34 protein-coding genes are annotated in these 22,603 nt (G+C 67.8%); 1 reads left to right on the top strand and 33 read right to left on the bottom strand.

The window, feature by feature from the left end:
• Window positions 1–47: 47 nt before the first annotated feature.
• The 7 genes from ITJ50_RS04515 to infA form a co-directional block, all read right to left on the bottom strand.
• On the bottom strand, window positions 48–1,166 hold the full coding sequence (locus tag ITJ50_RS04515) for an FUSC family protein (protein WP_056072035.1): 1,119 nt from the start codon (window positions 1,164–1,166) through the stop codon (window positions 48–50).
• 141 nt (window positions 1,167–1,307) lie between these two features.
• The gene (gene rplQ / locus ITJ50_RS04510) at window positions 1,308–1,874 is read right to left on the bottom strand and encodes a 50S ribosomal protein L17 (protein WP_042537495.1); all 567 of its coding nucleotides are present in this window, start codon (window positions 1,872–1,874) and stop codon (window positions 1,308–1,310) included.
• Between the two features lie 63 nt (window positions 1,875–1,937).
• Window positions 1,938–2,933, bottom strand: a complete 996-nt coding sequence (locus ITJ50_RS04505) for a DNA-directed RNA polymerase subunit alpha (protein ID WP_017885506.1) — start codon at window positions 2,931–2,933, stop codon at window positions 1,938–1,940.
• A gap of 205 nt (window positions 2,934–3,138) precedes the next feature.
• Window positions 3,139–3,537 carry a 30S ribosomal protein S11 gene (gene rpsK / locus ITJ50_RS04500; protein ID WP_017885507.1) on the bottom strand — a complete coding sequence of 133 codons (399 nt, stop codon included), beginning with the start codon at window positions 3,535–3,537 and terminating at the stop codon, window positions 3,139–3,141.
• Window positions 3,538–3,546: 9 nt separating this feature from the next.
• Complete coding sequence (rpsM, locus tag ITJ50_RS04495) at window positions 3,547–3,921, bottom strand: 30S ribosomal protein S13 (protein WP_017885508.1); 375 nt, start codon at window positions 3,919–3,921, stop codon at window positions 3,547–3,549.
• 186 nt (window positions 3,922–4,107) lie between these two features.
• Window positions 4,108–4,224 (bottom strand): 50S ribosomal protein L36, encoded by a 117-nt coding sequence (gene rpmJ, locus ITJ50_RS04490; protein ID WP_022903266.1) that lies wholly within the window; start codon window positions 4,222–4,224, stop codon window positions 4,108–4,110.
• 70 nt (window positions 4,225–4,294) lie between these two features.
• Window positions 4,295–4,516, bottom strand: a complete 222-nt coding sequence (gene infA / locus ITJ50_RS04485; protein ID WP_017885509.1) for a translation initiation factor IF-1 — start codon at window positions 4,514–4,516, stop codon at window positions 4,295–4,297.
• A 296-nt stretch (window positions 4,517–4,812) separates the two neighbouring features.
• On the opposite strand from infA, the gene ITJ50_RS04480 reads away from it, so the two are divergent.
• Window positions 4,813–6,102 (top strand): LCP family protein, encoded by a 1,290-nt coding sequence (locus ITJ50_RS04480; RefSeq protein ID WP_042537499.1) that lies wholly within the window; start codon window positions 4,813–4,815, stop codon window positions 6,100–6,102.
• 150 nt (window positions 6,103–6,252) lie between these two features.
• Here ITJ50_RS04480 and map read toward each other — a convergent pair whose 3' ends face one another.
• The 26 genes from map to tuf form a co-directional block, all read right to left on the bottom strand.
• Window positions 6,253–7,032: a type I methionyl aminopeptidase gene (map, locus tag ITJ50_RS04475; protein ID WP_042537634.1), complete on the bottom strand. Its 780-nt coding sequence runs from the start codon at window positions 7,030–7,032 to the stop codon at window positions 6,253–6,255.
• A gap of 59 nt (window positions 7,033–7,091) precedes the next feature.
• On the bottom strand, window positions 7,092–7,682 hold the full coding sequence (locus ITJ50_RS04470) for an adenylate kinase (RefSeq protein ID WP_017885512.1): 591 nt from the start codon (window positions 7,680–7,682) through the stop codon (window positions 7,092–7,094).
• Window positions 7,679–9,001 carry a preprotein translocase subunit SecY gene (secY, locus tag ITJ50_RS04465; protein WP_017885513.1) on the bottom strand — a complete coding sequence of 441 codons (1,323 nt, stop codon included), beginning with the start codon at window positions 8,999–9,001 and terminating at the stop codon, window positions 7,679–7,681. The genes ITJ50_RS04470 and secY overlap by 4 nt, the downstream gene beginning before the upstream one ends.
• Window positions 9,002–9,148: 147 nt before the next feature.
• Window positions 9,149–9,613 carry a 50S ribosomal protein L15 gene (rplO, locus tag ITJ50_RS04460; RefSeq protein WP_017885514.1) on the bottom strand — a complete coding sequence of 155 codons (465 nt, stop codon included), beginning with the start codon at window positions 9,611–9,613 and terminating at the stop codon, window positions 9,149–9,151.
• On the bottom strand, window positions 9,610–9,795 hold the full coding sequence (rpmD, locus tag ITJ50_RS04455) for a 50S ribosomal protein L30 (RefSeq protein ID WP_017885515.1): 186 nt from the start codon (window positions 9,793–9,795) through the stop codon (window positions 9,610–9,612). Before rpmD ends, rplO begins: the two co-directional genes overlap by 4 nt.
• Window positions 9,795–10,643, bottom strand: a complete 849-nt coding sequence (gene rpsE / locus ITJ50_RS04450) for a 30S ribosomal protein S5 (RefSeq protein WP_017885516.1) — start codon at window positions 10,641–10,643, stop codon at window positions 9,795–9,797. The genes rpmD and rpsE overlap by 1 nt, the downstream gene beginning before the upstream one ends.
• Window positions 10,640–11,014, bottom strand: a complete 375-nt coding sequence (gene rplR / locus ITJ50_RS04445) for a 50S ribosomal protein L18 (RefSeq protein WP_031259041.1) — start codon at window positions 11,012–11,014, stop codon at window positions 10,640–10,642. Before rplR ends, rpsE begins: the two co-directional genes overlap by 4 nt.
• Before the next feature lie 2 nt (window positions 11,015–11,016).
• The gene (gene rplF, locus ITJ50_RS04440; protein ID WP_017885518.1) at window positions 11,017–11,553 is read right to left on the bottom strand and encodes a 50S ribosomal protein L6; all 537 of its coding nucleotides are present in this window, start codon (window positions 11,551–11,553) and stop codon (window positions 11,017–11,019) included.
• 6 nt (window positions 11,554–11,559) lie between these two features.
• Complete coding sequence (gene rpsH, locus ITJ50_RS04435) at window positions 11,560–11,958, bottom strand: 30S ribosomal protein S8 (RefSeq protein ID WP_017885519.1); 399 nt, start codon at window positions 11,956–11,958, stop codon at window positions 11,560–11,562.
• Between the two features lie 153 nt (window positions 11,959–12,111).
• Complete coding sequence (gene rplE, locus ITJ50_RS04430; protein WP_042537502.1) at window positions 12,112–12,702, bottom strand: 50S ribosomal protein L5; 591 nt, start codon at window positions 12,700–12,702, stop codon at window positions 12,112–12,114.
• Window positions 12,702–13,061 (bottom strand): 50S ribosomal protein L24, encoded by a 360-nt coding sequence (gene rplX / locus ITJ50_RS04425; protein ID WP_017885522.1) that lies wholly within the window; start codon window positions 13,059–13,061, stop codon window positions 12,702–12,704. Before rplX ends, rplE begins: the two co-directional genes overlap by 1 nt.
• Window positions 13,062–13,064: 3 nt before the next feature.
• Window positions 13,065–13,433: a 50S ribosomal protein L14 gene (gene rplN, locus ITJ50_RS04420; RefSeq protein WP_017885523.1), complete on the bottom strand. Its 369-nt coding sequence runs from the start codon at window positions 13,431–13,433 to the stop codon at window positions 13,065–13,067.
• Between the two features lie 31 nt (window positions 13,434–13,464).
• Entirely contained in the window at window positions 13,465–13,749 is a 285-nt protein-coding gene (gene rpsQ, locus ITJ50_RS04415) for a 30S ribosomal protein S17 (RefSeq protein WP_017885524.1), read from the bottom strand.
• Complete coding sequence (rpmC, locus tag ITJ50_RS04410; protein ID WP_017885525.1) at window positions 13,749–14,069, bottom strand: 50S ribosomal protein L29; 321 nt, start codon at window positions 14,067–14,069, stop codon at window positions 13,749–13,751. Before rpmC ends, rpsQ begins: the two co-directional genes overlap by 1 nt.
• On the bottom strand, window positions 14,069–14,488 hold the full coding sequence (gene rplP / locus ITJ50_RS04405; protein ID WP_017885526.1) for a 50S ribosomal protein L16: 420 nt from the start codon (window positions 14,486–14,488) through the stop codon (window positions 14,069–14,071). Before rplP ends, rpmC begins: the two co-directional genes overlap by 1 nt.
• 2 nt (window positions 14,489–14,490) lie before the next feature.
• Window positions 14,491–15,303 carry a 30S ribosomal protein S3 gene (gene rpsC, locus ITJ50_RS04400; protein WP_017885527.1) on the bottom strand — a complete coding sequence of 271 codons (813 nt, stop codon included), beginning with the start codon at window positions 15,301–15,303 and terminating at the stop codon, window positions 14,491–14,493.
• Window positions 15,303–15,695, bottom strand: coding sequence for a 50S ribosomal protein L22 (rplV, locus tag ITJ50_RS04395; protein WP_017885528.1), 393 nt, complete (start codon window positions 15,693–15,695; stop codon window positions 15,303–15,305). Before rplV ends, rpsC begins: the two co-directional genes overlap by 1 nt.
• A 25-nt stretch (window positions 15,696–15,720) precedes the next feature.
• The gene (rpsS, locus tag ITJ50_RS04390) at window positions 15,721–16,002 is read right to left on the bottom strand and encodes a 30S ribosomal protein S19 (RefSeq protein WP_017885529.1); all 282 of its coding nucleotides are present in this window, start codon (window positions 16,000–16,002) and stop codon (window positions 15,721–15,723) included.
• Between the two features lie 11 nt (window positions 16,003–16,013).
• Entirely contained in the window at window positions 16,014–16,853 is an 840-nt protein-coding gene (rplB, locus tag ITJ50_RS04385) for a 50S ribosomal protein L2 (protein WP_017885530.1), read from the bottom strand.
• Between the two features lie 18 nt (window positions 16,854–16,871).
• Window positions 16,872–17,171 (bottom strand): 50S ribosomal protein L23, encoded by a 300-nt coding sequence (rplW, locus tag ITJ50_RS04380; protein WP_017885531.1) that lies wholly within the window; start codon window positions 17,169–17,171, stop codon window positions 16,872–16,874.
• Window positions 17,168–17,827 (bottom strand): 50S ribosomal protein L4, encoded by a 660-nt coding sequence (gene rplD, locus ITJ50_RS04375; protein WP_027466730.1) that lies wholly within the window; start codon window positions 17,825–17,827, stop codon window positions 17,168–17,170. Before rplD ends, rplW begins: the two co-directional genes overlap by 4 nt.
• Window positions 17,828–17,829: 2 nt before the next feature.
• Window positions 17,830–18,486 carry a 50S ribosomal protein L3 gene (gene rplC, locus ITJ50_RS04370; RefSeq protein WP_017885533.1) on the bottom strand — a complete coding sequence of 219 codons (657 nt, stop codon included), beginning with the start codon at window positions 18,484–18,486 and terminating at the stop codon, window positions 17,830–17,832.
• 12 nt (window positions 18,487–18,498) lie between these two features.
• Window positions 18,499–18,807, bottom strand: coding sequence for a 30S ribosomal protein S10 (gene rpsJ / locus ITJ50_RS04365; protein ID WP_017885534.1), 309 nt, complete (start codon window positions 18,805–18,807; stop codon window positions 18,499–18,501).
• Window positions 18,808–19,328: 521 nt separating this feature from the next.
• Window positions 19,329–20,156 carry a DarT ssDNA thymidine ADP-ribosyltransferase family protein gene (locus tag ITJ50_RS04360; protein WP_052481641.1) on the bottom strand — a complete coding sequence of 276 codons (828 nt, stop codon included), beginning with the start codon at window positions 20,154–20,156 and terminating at the stop codon, window positions 19,329–19,331.
• Window positions 20,157–20,235: 79 nt separating this feature from the next.
• The gene (locus ITJ50_RS04355; RefSeq protein WP_042537504.1) at window positions 20,236–21,213 is read right to left on the bottom strand and encodes a DNA topoisomerase IB; all 978 of its coding nucleotides are present in this window, start codon (window positions 21,211–21,213) and stop codon (window positions 20,236–20,238) included.
• A gap of 173 nt (window positions 21,214–21,386) precedes the next feature.
• Window positions 21,387–22,574 carry an elongation factor Tu gene (gene tuf / locus ITJ50_RS04350; RefSeq protein WP_017885537.1) on the bottom strand — a complete coding sequence of 396 codons (1,188 nt, stop codon included), beginning with the start codon at window positions 22,572–22,574 and terminating at the stop codon, window positions 21,387–21,389.
• Between the last annotated feature and the right edge of the window lie 29 nt (window positions 22,575–22,603).

The raw sequence follows: 22,603 nt of genomic DNA, 5'->3' as shown, positions 1-22,603 counted from the left end.
CTCCCGGCCGGTGCCCCGTCCACCGGGTCGTGGCTGCCTGCACCCGTTCAGCCGCGCGGTCGACCGAACGCTGACGGGCCCGTGCGGGTGTCGAGGTCGTCGGTGGCGCGTCGCTCGGACTCGACGATCCCGCGCAGGGCGACGAGCGCGGCCGACGTGACGGCGACGTGGGAGGGGTTCTCGCGCGAGGCGTCGAGCGCTTGCTCGAGGTCGGCGATCGCCGCCTCGGCCTGGTCCTCCGGGGAGTCGCCGCGGATCGTGCTGGCGATCTTCCGGAGCGCCTCGGCGATGGGCGTGGCGAAGGCGGGGTCCGGCCGCCCGACGCCCTCGGACACCGGGCCGGAACGTGCCACGAGCTCGGTGAGGTCCGTCGTGTACCAGGCGACCCGTTCCAGCGCGCGGAAGCGTCCACCGTCCTTCTGGAGCCGTGCGCGGGATCCGCGCAGGGCACCGCGGGGGTTGAGCCGTCGGCTCTCGTGCGCGATCGCCACGCGCGACCGCACGTCGGCGATGGCGCGGTCCAGGCGGTCCTGCTGGTGGTCCCACGCCTTCTCGTCGCGCTTGCCCTCCTCAAGCACGGCAGCCAGGCCGTCGAGGTGATCGGCGAGCACGCCGTTCACCGCGTCGATGCGGTGTTCGGCGTCCCAGAAGTGCAGCGGCGGGAACACCAGGAAGTTGACGAGCAGCCCGACGACCACGCCCACGGCCATCTGCACCAGGTACCCGAGCGAGTAGCCCTCGGCGTGCGCGCCGCCGACGAGCAGCACGAAGAGCGCCGCGGTGGACACCCACGAGCTGCCCTCGCCCAGCACGCGGAACCCACCGACGAGCACACCGACGCCGACCGCCAGGGCGATCGCCAGGAAACCGGGGTCCCCGACCCACATCGTGAACCCGGCGATCAGGATGCCGAGCGCGATCCCGACCAGGGTCTGCACGCCGCTCCGGATGCCCGCGAACACCGTGGTCTGCATCGCGACGACGGCACCGAGCGGTGCGTAGTAGGGGTACTCGGCCGCGACGCCCGGCATGTGCTGCGCCACGAACCAGGCGATCACCGCGGCGGCAGCGGCCTTGCCGGCGTGCAGCAGGCGCGGCTGCGTGCCCGAGGTCCGGCTCCACCGCCAGACCCGTGTCCCCAGACCCGCTACGTGCTGGAACGCCATGACTTCCCTCCGTCGCACCCGGCCGGTGACGTTACGCCGAGCCGTCGGTGAGCACGACCAGCCTCGGGCACGACGAAGCCCCCGCGACCTGGGTCGCGGGGGCTTCGTGGTGGTGGTGCAGCGCGCCAGAGGCGCACCGGACTACTTGGTGTCGGCGTCGTCCGACTTCTCGGCGGCGTCGGCCTCGACCTCGGCAGCTGCCTCGGTCTCGGACTCGGTCTCGACCGGGGCGGACTCCTCGGTGGTCTCGGTCTCCTCGACCGGGGCCTCCTCGGTGGTCTCGTCGGCGGCCGGGGCGGCAGCAGCGGCCGGAGCCGAGTTGCGCTTGACCGGAGCGGGCGTGCTCGAGACAGGCTCGAGGACGAGCTCGATCGACGCCAGCGGGGCGTTGTCGCCCTTGCGGAAGCCGAGCTTCGTGATGCGGGTGTAACCACCCTGGCGGTCCTCGACCTGGGGGGCGATCTCGGTGAACAGCGTGTGCACGACGGACTTGTCGCGCAGGATGCTGATCACACGACGACGCGCGTGCAGGTCGCCGCGCTTCGCGAACGTGATGAGACGCTCCGCGACCGGACGGAGGCGCTTGGCCTTCGTCTCGGTGGTCGTGATGCGACCGTGCGTGAAGAGGGCGTTGGCGAGGTTGCTCAGGAGCAGGCGCTCGTGGGCGGGACCGCCACCGAGGCGGGGGCCCTTGGTGGGCTTCGGCATGTCAGTTCTCCAGTGGTGAAAGTGGTGCGCGCGGTGTCAGCGCGCTTGCGCGTGAGCGCGAGGTCAGTTGTTGGACTCGTCCTCGTCGTACCCGCTGTAGAAGTGGGCGCCGTCGAATCCGGGGACGGTGTCCTTGAGGGACAGGCCGAGCTCGGTGAGCTTGTCCTTGACCTCGTCCACCGACTTCTGACCGAAGTTGCGGATGTTCATGAGCTGCGTCTCCGACAGGGCGACGAGCTCGGACACCGTGTTGATGCCCTCCCGCTTCAGGCAGTTGTAGCTGCGGACCGACAGGTCGAGGTCCTCGATCGGGGTCTGCAGTTCGTTCGAGAGCACGGCGTCGACCGGCGCGGGGCCGATCTCGATGCCCTCGGCCGCCGTGTTGAGCTCGCGAGCGAGCCCGAACAGCTCGACCAGCGTGCGACCGGCCGACGCGATGGCGTCGCGCGGCGTGATGGCCGGCTTCGCTTCGACGTCGACGACCAGGCGGTCGAAGTCCGTGCGCTCACCGGCACGCGTCGCCTCGACGCGGTAGGTGACCTTGAGGACGGGCGAGTAGATCGAGTCGATCGGGATCTGACCGGCTTCGCTGAACTCGGAACGGTTCTGCGTCGCCGAGACGTAGCCACGGCCACGCTCGATCGTCAGCTCGAGCTCGAAGCGCGCGGTGTCGTTCAGGGTCGCGATGACGAGTTCCGGGTTGTGGATCTCGACGCCGGCCGGAGCGGAGATGTCCGCTGCGGTGACCTGACCGGCACCCTGCTTGCGCAGGTACGCCGTGATGGGCTCGTCGTGCTCGCTGGAGACGACCAGGCTCTTGATGTTGAGGATGATCTCGGTGACGTCTTCCTTGACACCGGGAACGGTGCTGAACTCGTGGAGGACGCCGTCGATGCGGATGCTGGTGACAGCCGCGCCGGGGATCGAGGAGAGGAGCGTGCGGCGCAGCGAGTTGCCGAGGGTGTACCCGAAGCCGGGCTCGAGCGGCTCGATGACGAAGCGCGAGCGGTGCTCGGAGATCGGCTCCTCGGTCAGGGTGGGGCGCTGTGCAATGAGCACTGTGGGATTCCTTTCGGCGAAGTGTCCGCTATATGACACTTGGCGGTACGACGGGGCCGCATGGGCCCCGACGGGTCTGTTGAGTTGTGATCACGCGCACACACGTGCGCGATCGAACGACCAGGAATGGCCGCGGGCCCTGCCCGCCCTCGCCGGAACGGATCCGGTCAGGGGACGAGCAGGGCGCGGCCGGTTGCTCCTCGCGTCAGACGCGGCGGCGCTTGGGCGGGCGGCACCCGTTGTGCGCCTGCGGCGTGACGTCGTTGATCGAGCCGACCTCGAGGCCAGCGGCCTGGAGGGAACGGATCGCGGTCTCGCGACCCGAACCCGGGCCCTTCACGAAGACGTCGACCTTCTTGACGCCGTGCTCCTGCGCCTGACGCGCAGCGGACTCGGCAGCGAGCTGCGCCGCGAACGGCGTCGACTTGCGCGAACCCTTGAAGCCCACGGCACCCGAGGACGCCCAGCTGAGGACGGCACCCGACGGGTCGGTGATGCTGACGATCGTGTTGTTGAACGTGCTCTTGATGTGGGCCTGGCCCACAGCGACGTTCTTCTTCTCCTTGCGGCGCGGCTTGCGCGCGGCAGTCTTGGGGGTAGCCATCGGGGTCTCCTATCGAGCCTTCTTCTTGCCTGCCACGGTGCGCTTCGGTCCCTTGCGGGTACGAGCGTTGGTCTTGGTGCGCTGACCGCGCACCGGGAGACCACGACGGTGGCGGAGACCCTCGTAGCTGCCGATCTCGACCTTGCGTCGGATGTCGGCGGCGACCTCACGGCGGAGGTCACCCTCGACCTTGAAGTTGCCCTCGATGAAGTCACGGAGGGCGACGAGCTGGTCGTCGGTCAGGTCCTTGACGCGGATGTCACCGGAGATACCGGTCTCCGTCAGTGCCTGGACGGCGCGGGTACGGCCGACGCCGTAGATGTACGTGAGTGCGATCTCCACGCGCTTCTCGCGCGGGATGTCGACGCCTGCTAGACGTGCCATGTGATGGCTGCTCCTGTTGTCGATGGAGGTGTGGCGCAGTACCGGTGCTCGGGCCTCCGCCCCGAGGTGTCCCCCGGCCGTCGTGCGGTCGGGTTCTGGTACTGCGTTGTCGATCTTCAGTTGTGGGTCGTGCTCGAGCAGCCTGGTGCCCGAGGGACACCGTCGGCGCCGGTCACGCGCCCGGGACTAGCCCTGGCGCTGCTTGTGACGCGGGTTGCTCTTGCAGATCACCATGACGCGGCCCTTGCGGCGAATCACACGGCAGTGTTCGCAGATGGGCTTGACGCTGGGGTTGACCTTCATGGTTCTTTCCTCGTGCTCGCTGGCTTCGTGCTCGGCAGGATTGCCGTGCCGTTCCTTTCCAGCTCGCGGATCACTTGTAGCGGTAGACGATCCGGCCGCGGGTCAGGTCGTACGGGCTCAGCTCCACGATCACGCGGTCCTCGGGGAGGATGCGGATGTAGTGCTGGCGCATCTTCCCGGAGATGTGCGCGAGGACCTTGTGTCCGTTCGTCAGCTCAACGCGGAACATCGCGTTGGGCAGAGCTTCGAGCACCGAGCCTTCGATCTCGATGACGCCGTCTTTCTTGGCCATAGCCTCACTGTCGCTTGGTTGTGGAACAGGTGTGATCCCCGAACCGGTCTGCGGGTCGGTCGCCACACCCGAGAGGGCATGACACACCAAAGATCGATCTTATGTGGTAAACCCGCAATTGCCAAGTGGGGGCGCGGAACACCCCACGTCTGGGGCTTCCGGAGCAGTGTCTGAGCGTTCCACAGTGGTTTGACGGCGCGCTCCGGGCGCGCTCATGCGTGCGAACCGTAGTTTTGCTCCGCAGCCACGTCCGCCGCGCCAGCAGCCAACGCGACGGACCACCGAACGGAGAACACGTGCCCGACGCCACACGACGCCCCTTCGCCAGTCACGGCAAGCAGGCCCGTCGCCGGGGTTGGGGCACGCTCGTCACCGTCGTGGCGTCCGCCGTCGCCGTCCTGCTCGTCAGCGGCACGAGCGTCGCCGCGATCGCCGGCGCACAGCTGTCGTCCGCTCCCCGGACCGTCGCGCTCAGCACCGACGACCAGAGCACCGCGAAGACCGCCGACATCTCGGCGATCAAGGGCGGGGCGAACATCCTGCTCATCGGCAGCGACACCCGTGTCGGCCAGTTCGACTCCGACGAGGACGTCGAGGGCGCTCGCAACGACGTCACGATGCTCATCCACATCTCAGCCGACCACCAGCAGCTCACCGCGGTCAGCTTCCCCCGTGACCTGATGGTCCCGATCCCGGCGTGCACGAACCCCGCGACCGGCACGACCTACCCCGCCGCGACGTCGGCGATGTTCAACACCGCACTCGGCAACGGTGGTGTCTCCTGCGTCGTGGACACGGTCGAGAACCTGACCGGCCTGAGCATCCCCTACGCCGGCCTGATCACCTTCGACGGTGTCATCGAGATGTCGAACGCCCTGGGCGGCGTCGACGTCTGCGTCGCCCAGCCGATCGACGACACGTTCACCGGCCTGCACCTGACGAAGGGCTCGCACTCGCTCCAGGGCACGGACGCCCTGGCCTTCCTGCGCAGCCGCCACGGTGTCGGTGACGGCAGCGACCTGGCCCGGATCAGCTCGCAGCAGGTGTTCCTCTCGGCGCTGCTCCGCAAGGTCACCTCGGACGGCACCCTCTCGAACCCCATCACGCTCTACAAGCTGGCCGGCGCCGCGCTGTCCAACATGACGCTCTCCGACGGGCTGGCGCAGACCGGGACACTGGTCAAGCTCGCCGCCGCCCTGCGTGGGATGAGCACGGCCAACATGCTCTTCGTGCAGTACCCCGTCGTCGACGACCCCGCCGACAACGCGCGCGTGGTCGTCGACCAGGAGACCGCGCACACGCTCAACGTGGCGCTGCAGAACGACGTCCGGTCCTCGCTGAGCGACTCGAGCACCGGCCGGGCGTCCGAGGAGTCGACGTCGAGCGGCGGATCGTCGGGCACGACCGGGTCGTCGGGGTCGTCGGGATCGTCGGGAACGTCGACTGGCGGTTCGTCGCCTGCCGGCACCCCCGCACCCTCGTCGAGCGCAACGGCCACCCGGACGCCTGCCGCGTCGGCGACACCGCTGCCCTCGTCGATCACCGGGCAGAGTGCCTCGGAGCAGACCTGCTCCGTCGGCAACTGACGGCCGCCGCCGTCGGTCGCCCACCCGCACGGTCCGCCTGACGCGCCCTGAGCGCGCGCCGCACACACGGGGACCCGGCGGGGCGGACCCGGGCCGCGCCTCCAGGTCGTCAGGCCGTCAGGCCGTCAGGCCCAGCCCTGGAGGCCCGCCCTACGGGATCGGGACGGGCGTCACGCCCAGCGGGGCCAGGCCCCGTGCGCCGCCGTCGGCGGCGGTGAGCACCCAGATGCCGGACGCGTGCACCGCGACGCTGTGCTCCCAGTGGGCGGCGTCCTTGCCGTCCAGCGTGCGGACCGTCCAGTCGTCGTCGTCCGTCGAGCTGTCGATCGACCCGGCCGTGACCATGGGCTCGATGGCGACCACCAGGCCGGGCTTGACGGCCGGACCGGCGCCACGGACGCGGTAGTTGAAGACGGGTGGTTCCTCGTGCATCGACCGGCCGATGCCGTGGCCGGTGTAGTCCTCGACGATGCCCCACGAACCGGTCTCGTCGATCGCGTCCTCGACCGCCGAGCCGACCTCGTGCAGGTTCTTGGCGCTGGCCAGTGCTGCGATGCCGTGCCAGAGCGACCGCTCCGTCGTGTCGCAGAGCGCCTGCCGAGCCACCGTGACCGTCTCGTCGCCACCGGGGACGACGGTCGTGAAGGCGCTGTCGCCGTTCCAACCGTCGACCTCGGCACCGGCGTCGACCGACACGATGTCACCGGGCGCGAGCACGCGGTCGCCGGGGATCCCGTGCACGATCTCGTCGTTCACCGAGACGCACAAGGTGTGGCGGTAGCCGGGGACGAGCTGGAAGTTCGGGATGCCGCCGCCGTCGCGGATCGTGCGCTCCGCGATCACGTCGAGCGCACCGGTGGTGACGCCGGGACGGATCGCTGCACGGACGGCGTCCAGCGCCTCAGCCGTCAGCAGCCCCGGGCGGACCATCGCCCGGAGCTCGTCCGGGGTCTTGTAGATCGAGGGCTTCCGGAACCGCACCACGCTGGTCAGACGGCCGCGGCGAGCCCGCGACCCGACAGTGCGGTCTGGATCCGGTCGCCGACCTCGTCGATGCCGCCGAGGCCGTCGACGTCGACCACCAGGCCACGCTCGCCGTACGCCGCCACGATGGGCGCCGTCTGCTCGGCGTAGACCTGCTGACGACGACGGATCGTCTCCTCGTTGTCGTCGCTGCGGCCCTGGTCCTCAGCACGCTTCAGCAGGCGACCGACGAGCTCGTCCTGGTCCGCGACGAGCTGCACGACGGCGTCGATCCCGGTGCCCTGCTCAGCGAGCAGTGCGTCGAGGTACTCGACCTGGCCGACAGTCCGGGGGTAGCCGTCGAGCAGGAACCCGTTCTCGGCGTCCGGCTCCTGCAGACGGGACTTGACGAGCTCGTTCGTGAGCGAGTCCGGCACGTAGTCGCCGGCGTCCATGATCGCCTTCGCCTGGACGCCGAGGGGCGTGCCCTCTGCCACGTTCTTGCGGAAGATGTCCCCGGTCGAGATGGCGGGGATCCCGAAGGACTCGGCGATGCGGCCGGCCTGGGTGCCCTTCCCGGCTCCGGGAGGTCCGACGATGATGAGACGTGCGCTCAACGGAGAAGCCCTTCGTAGTGACGCTGCTGCAGCTGGGAGTCGATCTGCTTCACGGTCTCGAGACCGACACCCACGATGATGAGGATGCTCGCGCCACCGAACGGGAAGTTCTGGTTCGCGCCGAACAGCGCCAGTGCTGCCAGCGGGATGAGCGCGATGAGACCGAGGTAGAGCGAGCCGGGCAGCGTCACCCGGGTGAGGACGTAGTCGAGGTACTCGGCGGTCGGACGCCCGGCACGGATGCCGGGGATGAACCCGCCGTACTTCTTCATGTTGTCGGCGACCTCTTCGGGGTTGAAGGTGATCGCCACGTAGAAGTACGTGAACCCGACGATGAGCAGGAAGTACAGGACCATGTAGAACCAGTTGTCACCCGAGGTCAGGTTGTTCTGGACCCACGTCACCCACGCGGCCGGCTCGGAGCCGTCGGAGGGCTGGTTGAACTGCGCGACCAGGGCCGGCAGGTACAGCAGCGACGAGGCGAAGATGACGGGCACGACGCCGGCCATGTTCACCTTGATCGGGATGTACGTGTTGTTGCCGCCGTACGTCCGCCGCCCGACCATGCGCTTGGCGTACTGCACGGGGATCCGGCGCTGTGACTGCTCCACGAACACGACGGCCATCATGATCACGAGTCCGACGAGGATCACGAACAGGAAGAGTTCGAAGGACTGCGACTGCTCGATCGCCCAGAGCGCCGACGGGAACTGCGCCGCGATCGACGTGAAGATCAGGAGCGACATGCCGTTGCCGATGCCGCGCTCGGTGACGAGCTCGCCCATCCACATGATGATGCCGGTGCCGGCGGTCAGCGTGACGACCATCAGCATGATGGCGTACCAGCTGTCGTTCGAGATGATCGACGTGCAGGAGGCGGAGGCGTTGGTGCCGAACAGGGCGCCGGAACGAGCGACCGTGATCAGGGTCGTGGACTGCAGGACGCCCAGCGCGATCGTGAGGTACCGCGTGTACTGCGTCAGCTTCGCCTGGCCCGACTGGCCCTCCTTGTAGAGGGTGTCGAAGTGCGGGATGACCACGCGCAGCAGCTGCACGATGATCGACGACGTGATGTACGGCATGATGCCGAGCGCGAAGACCGAGAGCTTCAGCAGCGCGCCGCCGGAGAAGAGGTTGATCAGGTCGTAGAGGCCGCCGGAGGACGACGCGCTGGCGAGACAGCTCTGCACAGCGGTGTAGTCGACGAACGGTGCCGGGATGTACGACCCGAGACGGAACAGCGCGATGATCGCGAGGGTGAAGCCGATCTTCTTGCGAAGATCAGGGGTGCGCATGATGCGCGCGACCGCTCTGAACACGATGACTCCGAACTTGTGGGACCGGGGCCGTCGATCGCGGCCGGACCGGTTTCGGTCGGCAGGGCCGACCCGGCTGGCGGATGCCGGCCACTGTCAAGGAAACCGTAACGGCGGCCCGTGCGCAAACGCACGGGCCGCCGACGGGGGTTACTGGGAGACGGTGCCGCCAGCAGCCACGATCTTCTCGGCGGCGGACGCCGAGACCTTGTCGACCGCGACCGTGATCTTCACGGTGATGTCACCCTGACCGAGAACCTTGACCTTCTCGTTCTTGCGGACGGCGCCCTTGGCGACCAGGCCCGCAACGGTGACGTCGCCACCATCGGGGTAGAGCTCCGAGATCTTGTCCAGGTTCACGACCTGGTACTCGACCCGGAACGGGTTCTTGAACCCGCGGAGCTTCGGGGTGCGCATGTGCAGCGGCATCTGCCCACCCTCGAAGCCGACCCGGACCTGGTAACGGGCCTTCGTGCCCTTGGTACCACGCCCAGCGGTCTTGCCCTTCGAGCCCTCACCGCGACCCACACGGGTGCGGTCCTTCTTGGCGCCCTCTGCGGGACGGAGGTGGTGCAGCTTCAGCACCTGCACGCGCTCGTTCTTCTCGTCGCTCATGCGTCGACCTCCTCGACCTTCACGAGGTGCGCCACCGTCGCGATGTACCCGCGGTTCTGGGAGTTGTCCTCACGCTCGACCGAACGGCCGATGCGCTTGAGGCCCAGGCTGCGCAGGGTGTCGCGCTGGTACTGCTTCTCGCTGATAACGGACTTGATCTGCGTGATCTTCAGCATCGCCATCACGCACCTGCCTTCTCGGTCGCGGCACGCAGGGCTGCGGCCTCGGCCTGGAGCAGACGGGCCGGGACGACCCGCTCGACGTCGAGGCCACGACGGCTCGCGACGGCGCGGGGCTCCTCGAGCTGCTTCAGAGCCTCGACGGTCGCGTGCACGATGTTGATGGTGTTCGACGAGCCGAGCGACTTGCTCAGCACGTCGTGGATGCCGGCGCACTCGAGCACGGCGCGGACCGGACCACCGGCGATGACACCGGTACCGGGGCCTGCCGGACGCAGGAGGACGACGCCAGCGGCGGCTTCACCCTGCACCGGGTGCGGGATCGTGTTGCCGACGCGGGGGACGCGGAAGAAGTTCTTCTTCGCCTCTTCGACGCCCTTGGAGATCGCCGTGGGGACCTCCTTGGCCTTGCCGTAGCCGACGCCCACGAGGCCGTTGCCGTCGCCGACGACGACGAGCGCCGTGAAGCTGAAGCGACGACCACCCTTGACGACCTTCGACACGCGGTTGATGGTCACCACGCGCTCGAGGAACTGGCTGTCGCCACCGCGGTTGTTGCGGTCACGGCCCTGCTGACGGTCACGACCGCCACCACGACGGCCACGGTTGTCAGCGGAGTCGCGGTTGTTGGACGCGGAACCCGCGGCGGTCTCGACCGGACGCTCGGCGACGGCAGGTGCCTCCGCCTCCTTGCCGGTCTTGGCGCCCTCGGCAGGTGCCTCGGCGGTCGCATCGGTGGCCGTGGCCTCCGTGCTCGCCTCGGTGGCCTCCGTGGTCTCGACTGCCTCGGTCTCCGTGGCCTCGACGGCCTCGGTCTTGGCGTCTTCGTTGGTGTTCGCGTTGTCGCTCACAGGTTCAGCCCTCCTTCACGGGCACCATCGGCGATCGCGGCGACGCGACCGGCGTACTTGCTGCCACCGCGGTCGAAGACCACGGCCTCGACGCCAGCCGACTTCGCGCGCTCGGCGAGGAGCTCACCGACGCGACGGGCCTTGGCGGTCTTGTCGCCGTCGAACGAGCGGAGGTCTGCCTCCATCGTCGAGGCGCTGGCGAGGGTGTGACCCTTCGCGTCGTCGATGACCTGCACGAACACGTGACGCGACGAGCGGGTGACGGCGAGACGGGGACGAGCCTCGGTGCCGGTGATCTTCTTGCGGAGACGGTTGTGACGACGCGCCTTGGCGGCCGCCTTGCTCTTGCCTCGTGTCTTGAGGAGTCCCATGATCACTTACCTGACTTTCCGGCCTTGCGGCGCACGTTCTCGCCGGCGTAACGGACACCCTTGCCCTTGTAGGGCTCGGGCTTCCGGAGCTTCCGGATGTTCGCGGCGACCTCGCCGACAGCCTGCTTGTCGATACCGGCGACGGTGACCTTGTTGTTGCCCTCCACCGCGAAGCTGATGCCCGCCGGCGGCTCGACCGTGATCGAGTGGGAGTACCCGAGCGCGAACTCGAGGTTCGAGCCCTTGGCCGCGACACGGTAACCGGTGCCGACGACCTCGAGGCCCTTGGTGTAGCCCTGGGTCACGCCGATGATGTTGTTGGCGATGAGGGTCCGGGTCAGTCCGTGGAGCGAACGCGACTCGCGCTCGTCGTCCGGACGGGTGACGAGGACCTGGTTCTCCTCGACCTTGGCCTGGATGGGCTCCGCGATGACGAGCGCGAGCTCGCCCTTCGGGCCCTTGACCGCCACGTTCTGACCGTCAACGGAGACGGTGACGCCGGCGGGGATGTCGATGGGGAGACGTCCGATTCGTGACATTGTCGATCACCACACGTAGGCGAGGACTTCCCCACCCACGCCCTTCTGCTCGGCTTCGCGGTCGGTCAGGAGGCCGGAGGAGGTCGAGAGGATCGCCACACCGAGGCCACCGAGGACCTGGGGGATCTCCGTCGACTTCGCGTAGACCCGGAGGCCCGGCTTCGAGACGCGCTTGATGCCGGCGATCGAACGCTCGCGCTCGGGGCCGTACTTCAGGTCGATGGTGAGGGTCTGCCCGACTCGGGCGTCCTCCACCTTCCACTCGCTGATGTAGCCCTCACGCTTGAGGATGTCGGCGATGTTCTTCTTGAGCTTGGAGCTCGGGAGCGCGACTGCGTCGTGGTGCGCGGAGTTCGCGTTCCGCAATCTGGTCAGCATGTCTGCGACCGGATCGGTCATCGTCATGATGTTCGTCCATTTCTCGCCTGGTTTCGACACCCGTTCCACGAATGCCGACCTGAGCGATCGAGTGATCCCGGGGCGGTTCCCCGAGATCGGTGTGTTCGTGCGTGCGGGCCGGAGGACGTGAATCCTCCGGCCCGCACTGCTCGAAGTAGCTTAGACCGTCTGCTCGTTGGAGCGGAACGGGAACCCGAGCTGCCGGAGCAGCGCGCGTCCCTCGTCGTCCGTCTTCGCGGTGGTCACGACAGTGATGTCGAAGCCGCGGACACGGTCGATGCGGTCCTGGTCGATCTCGTGGAACACGGACTGCTCCGTGAGACCGAACGTGTAGTTGCCGTTGCCGTCGAACTGCTTGTCGCTGAGACCGCGGAAGTCGCGGATGCGGGGCAGTGCGAGCGTGACCAGGCGGTCGAGGAACTCCCACGCGCGGTCACCACGGAGGGTGACGTGCGCGCCGATGGCCTGACCCTCGCGCAGCTTGAACTGTGCGATGGACTTGCGGGCGATGTTCACCTGGGGCTTCTGACCCGTGATCGCCGTGAGGTCCTTGATGGCCCCCTCGATGATCTTCGAGTCGCGAGCTGCCTCACCGACACCGGTGTTCACGACGACCTTGACCAGGCCGGGGACCTGGTTGACGTTCGCGTAACCGAACTGCTCGGTGAGGGCCGTCTTGATCTCGGCCAGGTACTTCTGCTTGAGGCGCGGCTGGATCTTGCCAGCGGGCGCAGCAGTCGTGTCAGTCATCAGAGCTTCTCACCAGACTTCTTCGCGTAGCGGACACGGACGGTCTTCTTGACGCCGTCCTTCTCCACCTCTTCGGTGCGGAAACCGACACGCGTCGGCTTCTTCGTCTTCGGGTCGACGAGCGCGACGTTCGAGACGTGGATCGAGGCTTCGTGCTGCTCGATGCCACCGGTCTTCGAACCACGCTGCGTCTGGCCGACGCGGACGTGCTTCGTGACGAAGTTCACGCCCTCGACGACGACGCGGTTCTTGTCCTTGAGGACCTCGATGACCTTGCCCTGCTTGCCACGGTCGCCGCCACGCTCCTGCGTCGCGCCCGTGATGACCTGGACGAGGTCACCCTTCTTGATGTTCGCCATGGCTTACAGCACCTCCGGCGCGAGCGAGATGATCTTCATGAACTTCTTGTCACGGAGCTCGCGACCGACCGGACCGAAGATGCGCGTACCGCGCGGGTCGCCGTCGGCCTTGAGGATCACTGCCGCGTTCTCGTCGAACTTGATGTAGGAGCCGTCCTGACGACGGGTCTCCTTCTTGGTGCGAACGATGACGGCCTTGACGACGTCACCCTTCTTCACGTTGCCGCCGGGGATGGCGTCCTTCACCGTGGCGACGATGACGTCACCGAGGCCGGCGTAGCGACGACCCGAGCCACCGAGCACGCGGATGGTCAAGATCTCCTTGGCACCCGTGTTGTCGGCGACCTTCAGGCGGGATTCCTGCTGAATCACTGCTGTCTCCTATTCCGAAGCAGGCCGAGGCCTACTTGGCCTTCTCGAGGATCTCGACCAGGCGCCAGCGCTTGGACGCGCTGAGGGGACGGGTCTCGCTGATCACGACGAGGTCGCCGACACCAGCGGTGCCGAGCTCGTCGTGGGCCTTCACCTTGGACGTACGACGGATGATCTTGCCGTAGAGCGCGTGCTTCACGCGGTCCTCGACCTCGACCACGATGGTCTTGTCCATCTTGTCGCTCGTCACGTAGCCGCGACGCGTCTTGCGGTAGCCGCGAGTGAGGGCGGCGGAGTTCTTCTCTTCGTTCGCCATTACTTCTCCTCGGCGGTCTCGGCCTCGGTCGACTCGGCCGGCTTGTCAGCCTTCTTCGTCGTCTTCTTGGCCTTGGGGGCGGTCTCGACGGGCGCGGGAGTGGCACGGATGCCGAGCTCGCGCTCGCGGAGGACGGTGTAGATGCGGGCGATGTCGCGCTTGACGGCACGGAGACGACCGTGGCTCTCCAGCTGGCCGGTGGCCGACTGGAAGCGGAGGTTGAAGAGCTCCTCCTTGGCCTTCTTCAGCTCGTCAGCGAGACGCTCGTTCTCGAACGTGTCGAGCTCCGTCGGACGGAGCTCCTTGGAACCGATCGCCATTATGCGTCGCCCTCCTCGCGCTTGATGATGCGTGCCTTGAGGGGCAGCTTGTGGATTGCACGAGTCAACGCCTCGCGGGCGATCTCCTCGCTGACGCCGGAGAGCTCGAAGAGCACCCGGCCCGGCTTCACGTTCGCGACCCACCACTCGGGCGAGCCCTTACCGGAACCCATGCGGGTCTCGGCGGGCTTCTTGGTCAGCGGACGGTCCGGGTAGATGTTGATCCAGACCTTGCCACCACGCTTGATGTGACGCGTCATGGCGATACGAGCGGACTCGATCTGACGGTTGGTCACGTACGCCGGGGTGAGGGCCTGGATGCCGTAGTCGCCGAAGCTGACCTTGGTACCACCGGTTGCCTGACCCGAACGCTTCGGGTGGTGCTGCTTGCGGTGCTTGACTCGACGGGGAATAAGCATGGTTACGCCTCAACTCCTGCGCCGGCCGGCGCGTCCTGCGGGGCCTGCTGCGGGCGACGGTCACCGCGGTCGCCGCCACGACGGTCGCCGCCACGGTCTCCACGCTCACCGCGCGGGCCGCCACGACGCTCGGGGCGCGACGAACGCTGGTTCGCCTGCTCGCGAGCGAGCTCCTTGTTCGTGATGTCGCCCTTGTAGATCCAGACCTTCACGCCGATGCGGCCGAACGTGGTCCGGGCCTCGTAGAAGCCGTAGTCGATGTTCGCGCGGAGCGTGTGCAGCGGCACACGGCCTTCGCGGTAGAACTCCGAACGCGACATCTCGGCGCCGCCGAGACGACCCGACACCTGGATGCGGACACCCTTGGCGCCGGCGCGCTGTGCACCCTGCAGGCCCTTGCGCATGGCGCGACGGAACGCGACACGAGCGGAGAGCTGCTCGGCGATGCCCTGCGCGACGAGCTGGGCCTCGGTCTCGGGGTTCTTGACCTCGAGGATGTTCAGCTGGATCTGCTTCTTGGTGAGCTTCTCGAGCTCACCGCGAACGCGCTCCGCCTCGGCGCCGCGGCGGCCGATGACGATGCCCGGACGAGCCGTGTGGATGTCCACGCGGACACGGTCACGGGTGCGCTCGAGCTCGATGCGTGCGACACCGGCGCGGTCGAGGGTCTTCTTCAGGTACTCGCGCACCTTGATGTCCTCGGCCACGTAGTCGGCGTAGCGCTGACCGGCCTTCTTGCTGTCGGTGAACCAGTGCGAGACGTGGTCCGTCGTGATCCCGAGACGGAAACCGTACGGGTTGACCTTCTGGCCCATTAGTTGCTCGCCTTCTTGCTCGTCGCGGCAGCCTCGACCTCGTCCGGCGTCGCGAGGACGACCGTGATGTGGCTGGTGCGCTTGTTGATGCGGAAGGCGCGGCCCTGGGCGCGCGGCTGGAACCGCTTCAGGGTCGTGCCCTCGTCGACGAAGACGCGGCTCACGTAGAGGTCGCGCTCGTCGAGGAAGCTGTTCGTCGAGTCCGCCTTGACCCGTGCGTTCGCGATCGCCGAGGCGACCAGCTTGTACACGGGCTCCGAAGCGCCCTGGGGGGCGAACTTCAGGATGGCGAGGGCCTCGTGGGCCTGCTTGCCGCGGATCAGCTCGATGACGCGACGGGCCTTCTGAGGCGTGACGCGGATGTGTCGCACGCGTGCGATCGACTCCACCATTTCGTTCCTCCTCTGCGTCGCCGCCTCAGCGGCGACGGCCCTTCTTGTCGTCCTTCACGTGACCACGGAAGGTGCGGGTCGGCGCGAACTCGCCGAGCTTGTGACCGACCATCGACTCGGTGACGAACACCGGGATGTGCTTGCGGCCGTCGTGGACGGCGATCGTGTGCCCGAGCATGTTCGGGACGATCATCGACCGACGCGACCACGTACGGATCACGTTCTTGGTGTTGGCCTCGTTCTGCGTGACGACCTTGCGGAGCAGGTGCTCGTCGACGAAGGGGCCCTTCTTCAGACTGCGTGGCATCTTCTGAACTCCTACTTGCGCTTCTTGCCGGCGTTACGGCGACGGACGATGAGCTTGTCGCTCGGCTTGTTCGGCTTGCGCGTACGGCCCTCGGACTGGCCCCAGGGGCTGACCGGGTGACGACCACCGGACGTCTTGCCCTCACCACCACCGTGCGGGTGGTCGACCGGGTTCATGGCGACACCACGAACGGTCGGGCGGACGCCCTTCCAGCGCATGCGGCCGGCCTTACCCCAGTTGATGTTCGACTGCTCGGCGTTGCCGACCTCGCCGATCGTGGCGCGGCAGCGTGCGTCGACGTTGCGGACCTCGCCCGACGGCAGACGGAGCTGCGCGTAGGGGCCGTCCTTGGCGACGAGACGCACCGAGGCGCCGGCGGAGCGGGCCATCTTGGCGCCGCCACCGGGGCGGAGCTCGATGGCGTGCACGACGGTACCCACGGGGATGTTGCGCAGCGGCAGGTTGTTGCCGGGCTTGATGTCGGCGCCGGGGCCCTGCTCGACGACGTCGCCCTGCTTCAGCTTGTTCGGCGCGATGATGTACCGCTTCGTGCCGTCCACGTAGTGCAGGAGCGCGATGCGCGCAGTGCGGTTGGGGTCGTACTCGATGTGAGCGACCTTGGCGTCGACGCCGTCCTTGTCGGAGCGACGGAAGTCGATCACGCGGTACTGGCGCTTGTGGCCACCACCGATGTGACGCGTGGTGATACGGCCGGAGCTGTTGCGACCACCGGTCTTCGGCAGCGGACGAAGCAGTGACTTCTCCGGAGTCGAACGGGTGATCTCAGCGAAGTCGGCGACCGACGAGCCGCGACGACCGGGGGTCGTCGGCTTGTAGTTACGAATAGCCATGATTTATCCCTCTGGTCCTCAGCCGACAGCCGTGAAGATGTCGATCGAACCGGACTTGAGCGTCACGATGGCGCGCTTGGTGTCCTTGCGCTTGCCGAGACCGAACTTGGTGCGACGGGTCTTGCCCGGGCGGTTCAGCGTGTTGATGCTCGCGACCTTGACGTTGAAGATCTTCTCGATGGCGAGCTTGATCTCGGTCTTGTTCGAGCGGGGGTCCACGATGAACGTGTACTTGCCCTGGTCGATGAGCGCGTAGCTCTTCTCCGAGACGACCGGCGAGATGACGACGTCGCGCGGGTCCTTGTTGAAGCCGCTCATGCGGTGATCTCCTTCGCGGTCTTCGACGCGATGAAGGCGTCGAGGGCGCTCTTGCTGAAGACGACGGCGTCCGAACGCAGCACGTCGTAGGCGTTGAGCTGGCCGTACGAGAGCGCGTGGACGTTCGACAGGTTGCGGATCGACTTGAGCGTCAGCTCGTCGTCCGTCTCGAGCACGACGAGCACGTTCTTGACGGGCGCGACCTTCTCGAGGAGCGTGCGGGCGGTCTTGGTCGACGGCAGTTCAGCCGCGACGAAGCCCTCCACAGCGGAGATGCGGCCACCGCGGGCGCGGTCCGAGAGCGAGCCGAGCAGAGCAGCGGCGATCATCTTCTTCGGGGTGCGCTGCGAGTAGTCACGCGGGGTCGGTCCGTGGACGACGCCACCGCCGGTGTGCTCCGGAGCACGGACGGAACCCTGACGGGCGCGGCCGGTGCCCTTCTGCTTGAACGGCTTGCGACCGGCACCGCGGACTTCGCCGCGGTTCTTGGTCTTGTGGGTGCCCTGACGCGCGGCTGCGAGCTGCGCGGTGACGACCTGGTGGATCAGCGGGACGTTGGTCTCGACGTCGAAGAGAGCTGCGGGGAGCTCGACGGTGCCGGACTTGGCACCCGATGCGTCGAGGACGTCGATCGTGGTTGCGGTCGTGGTGGCCATGATCACTTACCCTTCACGGCGGTGCGGACGAAGACGGAGCGGCCACGAGCACCGGGGACGGCGCCCTTGACGAGCAGCAGACCCTTCTCGGCGTCGACGGCGTGCACCGTGAGGTTGAGGACGGTCACGCGGTCGCCACCCATACGACCGGCCATGCGCATGCCCTTGAAGACACGCGACGGGGTCGAGGAAGCACCGATCGAGCCGGGCTTGCGGTGGTTGCGGTGCGCACCGTGCGAGGCGCCGACGCCGTGGAAGCCGTGGCGCTTCATGACACCGGCGAAGCCCTTGCCCTTGGAGGTACCGACGACGTCGACCTTCTGGCCCGCCGTGAACGTGCTGTCCACGGTGAGCTCCTGGCCGAGCGTGTACTCAGCGGAGTCGTTGGTACGGATCTCGGTGAGGGTGCGACGCGGGGTCACGCCAGCGGCCTCGAAGTGGCCAGCGGCCGGCTTGTTGACCTTGCGCGGGTCGATGGCACCGGCGGCGATCTGGATCGCCTCGTAGCCGTCGCGCTCAGCGTTGCGGATCTGGGTGACCACGTTCGGGCCGACCTCGATCACGGTGACGGGGATGAACTTGTTGTTCTCGTCCCACACCTGGGTCATCCCGAGCTTCTTGCCGAGGAGGCCCTTGACGGTCTTGGTTGAGTTCGCCATTGGTCAGCCCCCTTACAGCTTGATCTCGATGTTGACGTCGGCCGGCAGGTCGAGTCGCATGAGCGAGTCCACGGCCTTCGGCGTCGGGTCGACGATGTCGATGACCCGCTTGTGCGTGCGCTTCTCGAAGTGCTCGCGCGAGTCCTTGTACTTGTGAGGGGAACGGATCACTGCGATCACGTTCTTCTCGGTGGGGAGCGGCACCGGGCCGACCACGGTTGCACCGGCACGGGTCACCGTGTCGACGATCTTCCGGGCCGACGTGTCGATGACCTCGTGGTCATACGACTTGAGCCGGATGCGGATCTTCTGTCCCGCCATGTGTCTCTTGTCCTCTCTGCGCCGCGCACCCTCTGGCCGCCTGACGCCGCTCGGTTCCGCATTCCTGCAGACCGTGCTGTTTTCCTGAACCAACCGGCCGCATCCACTGGGGATGACCGCTGTTCACCTGTCAACCTCGCGGGCGACCGTGGCCGTCCAGCGTGGGCAATCGACTGCCTCGTGCTCCGGGCGCAGCAGTGGTGCACCGCGTCCGTCACATCTCGGGGAGTCGTGTTCTGCTGCCTGCGGCCCAACCCAGCCCTGCTGAACAAGGGGGTTGTGCACTGCCAGAGCAGTGATCCTGTGGGCGTACACCCACGGGGAATTCGGAACCGGACAAGTCTCGCATAGCCCCGGCCCACGTGCAACCCGGGCGTGTCGCGAATTGCCGGGCGTGTCCCGCCGGCTCGCTTGCCCGGATCCACGGGGATCGGACGGTCTGGAGGCCCGGCTCGGCCCCGCAACGCAACGCACCCTCCGGACGTGGTCCGGAGGGTGCGTCGACACGGGTCAGGAGACCGTCACTCGGCGGTCACCGGGGGCACGAACCACGGCGGGAAGACGGCCACGCGGGGAGCGTGTCCGCCGTGGTCGGCGAGCACGGCGCGGACGGTCTGCCGGGCCTTGTCGTTCGGCACACCGATCACGGCCACCGAGGTGAACGGCACGCTCGGACCGGCGAGCAGCTCGAGGCCGTGCATCTCCGGGTCCGTGAAGTCGGTGCGACGGATCAGGTTCGTGCCGGCGTCGGGGCCGACGGCGAACCGGACGTCGTCGGCGTCGGCGTCCTGGTCCGCGACGATCACCGAGGCGCCGAACGCCGAGACCGGCACGACGAGCACCACGTAGTCGATCGCGCGGGTGCGACGGGCGGCATCGGACCAGCGTTCACCCTCGGCGCCCGTGCGGAGCTCGTCCCACCGCGTCGCGTCGGGCGACAGCGTGAACGGCACGTGCCCGGCGATCGAGGAACCGTCCGGTGCCTCGGCCTCGGCACGTGCGGCACGGGTGTCGGCGGAGCTGACGTCCACGACAGGCTCGGCCTGGTCGGCCGCCAGGATCGCGCCGGCGCCGACGATGCCGTCGAGGTTGTCGATGTGGGTGACGTGGTGGGCACGGAGCGCTGCGAACTCACGTGCCTCGGGCAGGTCGGCGGACGACGAACGGAGCGACGTCGGCGACCGGAGCGACGTGTTCGGCCCGGAGGCCGGCGGGTCGACGCGCAGGTTGGTGGTGATGCGGGTCCGGCGTGGTGCCGGGGTGGCTGGGATCTCCGACGCCTCGCGCTGCCGGGGTGCGCAGATGTCGCAGAGCTCGGTGGGGAAACCGTGGATGCACTCGTCGGTCACGACTGTTGTGGGTCCTTCCGTGCCGTGTGGGGTGGTCCGGCACGTCGACCAACGCTACGTCATCCGGACGGCCCCCGGGTCATTGTCGGTAGAGCAGTGCCCGGACCTCGGCCTCGGCGGACGCCAGGCGGTCCGGATCGATGGTCTCCCCGTGGTCGTACGCATCGAGCAGACGGGGGTCGATGTAGCTCTGTCGGCACACCGTCGGGGTGTTGCCGAGCTCGTCGCTCGCGGCCTTCACCGCGTGCGACACGGCCTTCTTCCGCTTGGCCTGGGATGACTGCGGCCCGGTCTTCGCCAGGTCGACCGCGGCCGCGACCGTCCCGTGCAGGGTCCGGAAGTCCTTCGCGGTGAACTCGTCGCCGGCACGTTCCTTCACGTAGGCGTTGATGTCCTCGGCGGAGAGCGGCTCCCACTCCGCCCCACGGCGCTCGCGGAACGACAGCAGACGCGCATTGGGTCCGCGACGCTTCATGCCGACGATGACCCGCGCCAGGTCGTGGTCGTGGATCGACGACGACCACTCCTGCCCGCTCTTGCCGGGGAAGTCGAGTTCGATGTCGTCGCCGGACACGTGGGCGTGCGCGCAGAGCAGCGTGGACAGCCCGCGGCTGCCGTGCTCGGTGGCGTACCGCTCGGACCCGACCCGGAGCGACCCCTGATCGAGCATCCGGAAGGCTGCGGCCAGCGCGCGCCGGCGGTCCGGTTCCGGCCGGCGGAGGTCCTGTGTGACACCGCGACGGGCGACCGGCAACGACTCCGCCAGCGCGAGCGCGCGGTCGTACTTGATCCGGTCCATCCGTTCACGCCACGACGGGTGGTACATGTACTGGCGACGGCCAGCACCGTCCGTGCCCGTGGCCAGGATGTGGCCGTTCGGGTACGGCGAGATCCAGACGTCGTCCCACGCCGGCGGGATCACGAACTCCTCGAGCCGACGGCGCTCGTCCGGATCGGTCACGGTCTTGCCGTCGGGGTCACGGAACGAGAAACCGCGTCCGGAACGGACGCGGTGGTAGCCGCGACCGGAGGTCGCGGATCTGCGGAGGCGGGTCACGTGCCCGAGCCAACTCCGTGAAGCCTGTGACGGGGCACGGGGCGGACAGGAGGCCCGTGGCCGACCCCGCCCCGTGCCTCCTGTCCGGCGCCCTGTACGGCGCGCCAGTGGCCGGGTACGACGAAGCGGGGCCGGACCCGAAGGCCCGACCCCGCTGTCGCAAGGAACCGGAGTTACTTGATGATCTTCTCGACCGTACCGGCGCCGACCGTACGACCACCCTCACGGATGGCGAAGCGGAGGCCCTCTTCCATGGCGATCGGCTGGATCAGCTCGACCGTCATGGCGACGGTGTCACCGGGCATGACCATCTCGGTGCCCTCGGGCAGCGTGATGACGCCGGTGACGTCCGTGGTGCGGAAGTAGAACTGCGGGCGGTAGTTCGCGTAGAACGGGTTGTGACGCCCACCCTCGTCCTTGGTCAGGATGTACGCGTTCGCCTGGAACTCGGTGTGCGGCGTGACCGAACCCGGCTTCACGACGACCTGGCCGCGCTCCACGTCCTCGCGCTTGAGGCCACGGATGAGCAGACCGGTGTTGTCACCGGCGACCGCGGAGTCGAGCAGCTTGCGGAACATCTCGATGCCCGTGACCGTGGTCTTCTGCGTCGCGCGGATGCCGACGATCTCGACCTCGGCGTTCAGGTTGAGCGTGCCACGCTCGACGCGACCGGTGACGACGGTGCCACGACCGGTGATCGTGAAGACGTCCTCGATCGGCATCAGGAACGGCTGGTCGGTGGCGCGCACCGGGTCCGGCACGTGCTCGTCGACCTGGGCCATGAGGTCCTGGACCGACTTGACCCACTTCTCGTCGCCCTCGAGCGCCTTGAGCGCCGAGACCTGCACGACGGGGGCGTCCTCGTCGAACTGCTGCGAGCCGAGGAGCTCGCGGACCTCGAGCTCGACGAGCTCCAGGATCTCCTCGTCGTCCACCATGTCGGACTTGTTCAGTGCGACGACGATGTAGGGGACGCCGACCTGGCGGGCGAGCAGGACGTGCTCACGCGTCTGGGGCATCGGGCCGTCGGTGGCGGCGACCACGAGGATCGCGCCGTCCATCTGTGCCGCACCCGTGATCATGTTCTTCACGTAGTCGGCGTGACCGGGGGCGTCGACGTGCGCGTAGTGACGCTTCTCGGTCTGGTACTCGACGTGCGAGATGTTGATCGTGATGCCGCGCTGGCGCTCCTCGGGAGCGTTGTCGATCTGCGCGAAGTCGCGGGCCTCGTTGAGGTCCGGGTACTGGTCGTGCAGAACCTTGGTGATCGCCGCCGTGAGCGTGGTCTTGCCGTGGTCGACGTGACCGATGGTTCCGATGTTGACGTGCGGCTTGGTGCGCTCGAACTTGGCCTTGGCCACTGTGGGTCCTCCTCAGGACTCGGAAGCGT

Source organism: Curtobacterium sp. VKM Ac-2889 (assembly GCF_015350855.1).
In the GTDB taxonomy this organism is placed as follows: domain Bacteria; phylum Actinomycetota; class Actinomycetes; order Actinomycetales; family Microbacteriaceae; genus Curtobacterium; species Curtobacterium poinsettiae.
This window is presented reverse-complemented; position numbering and strand designations above follow the sequence as displayed.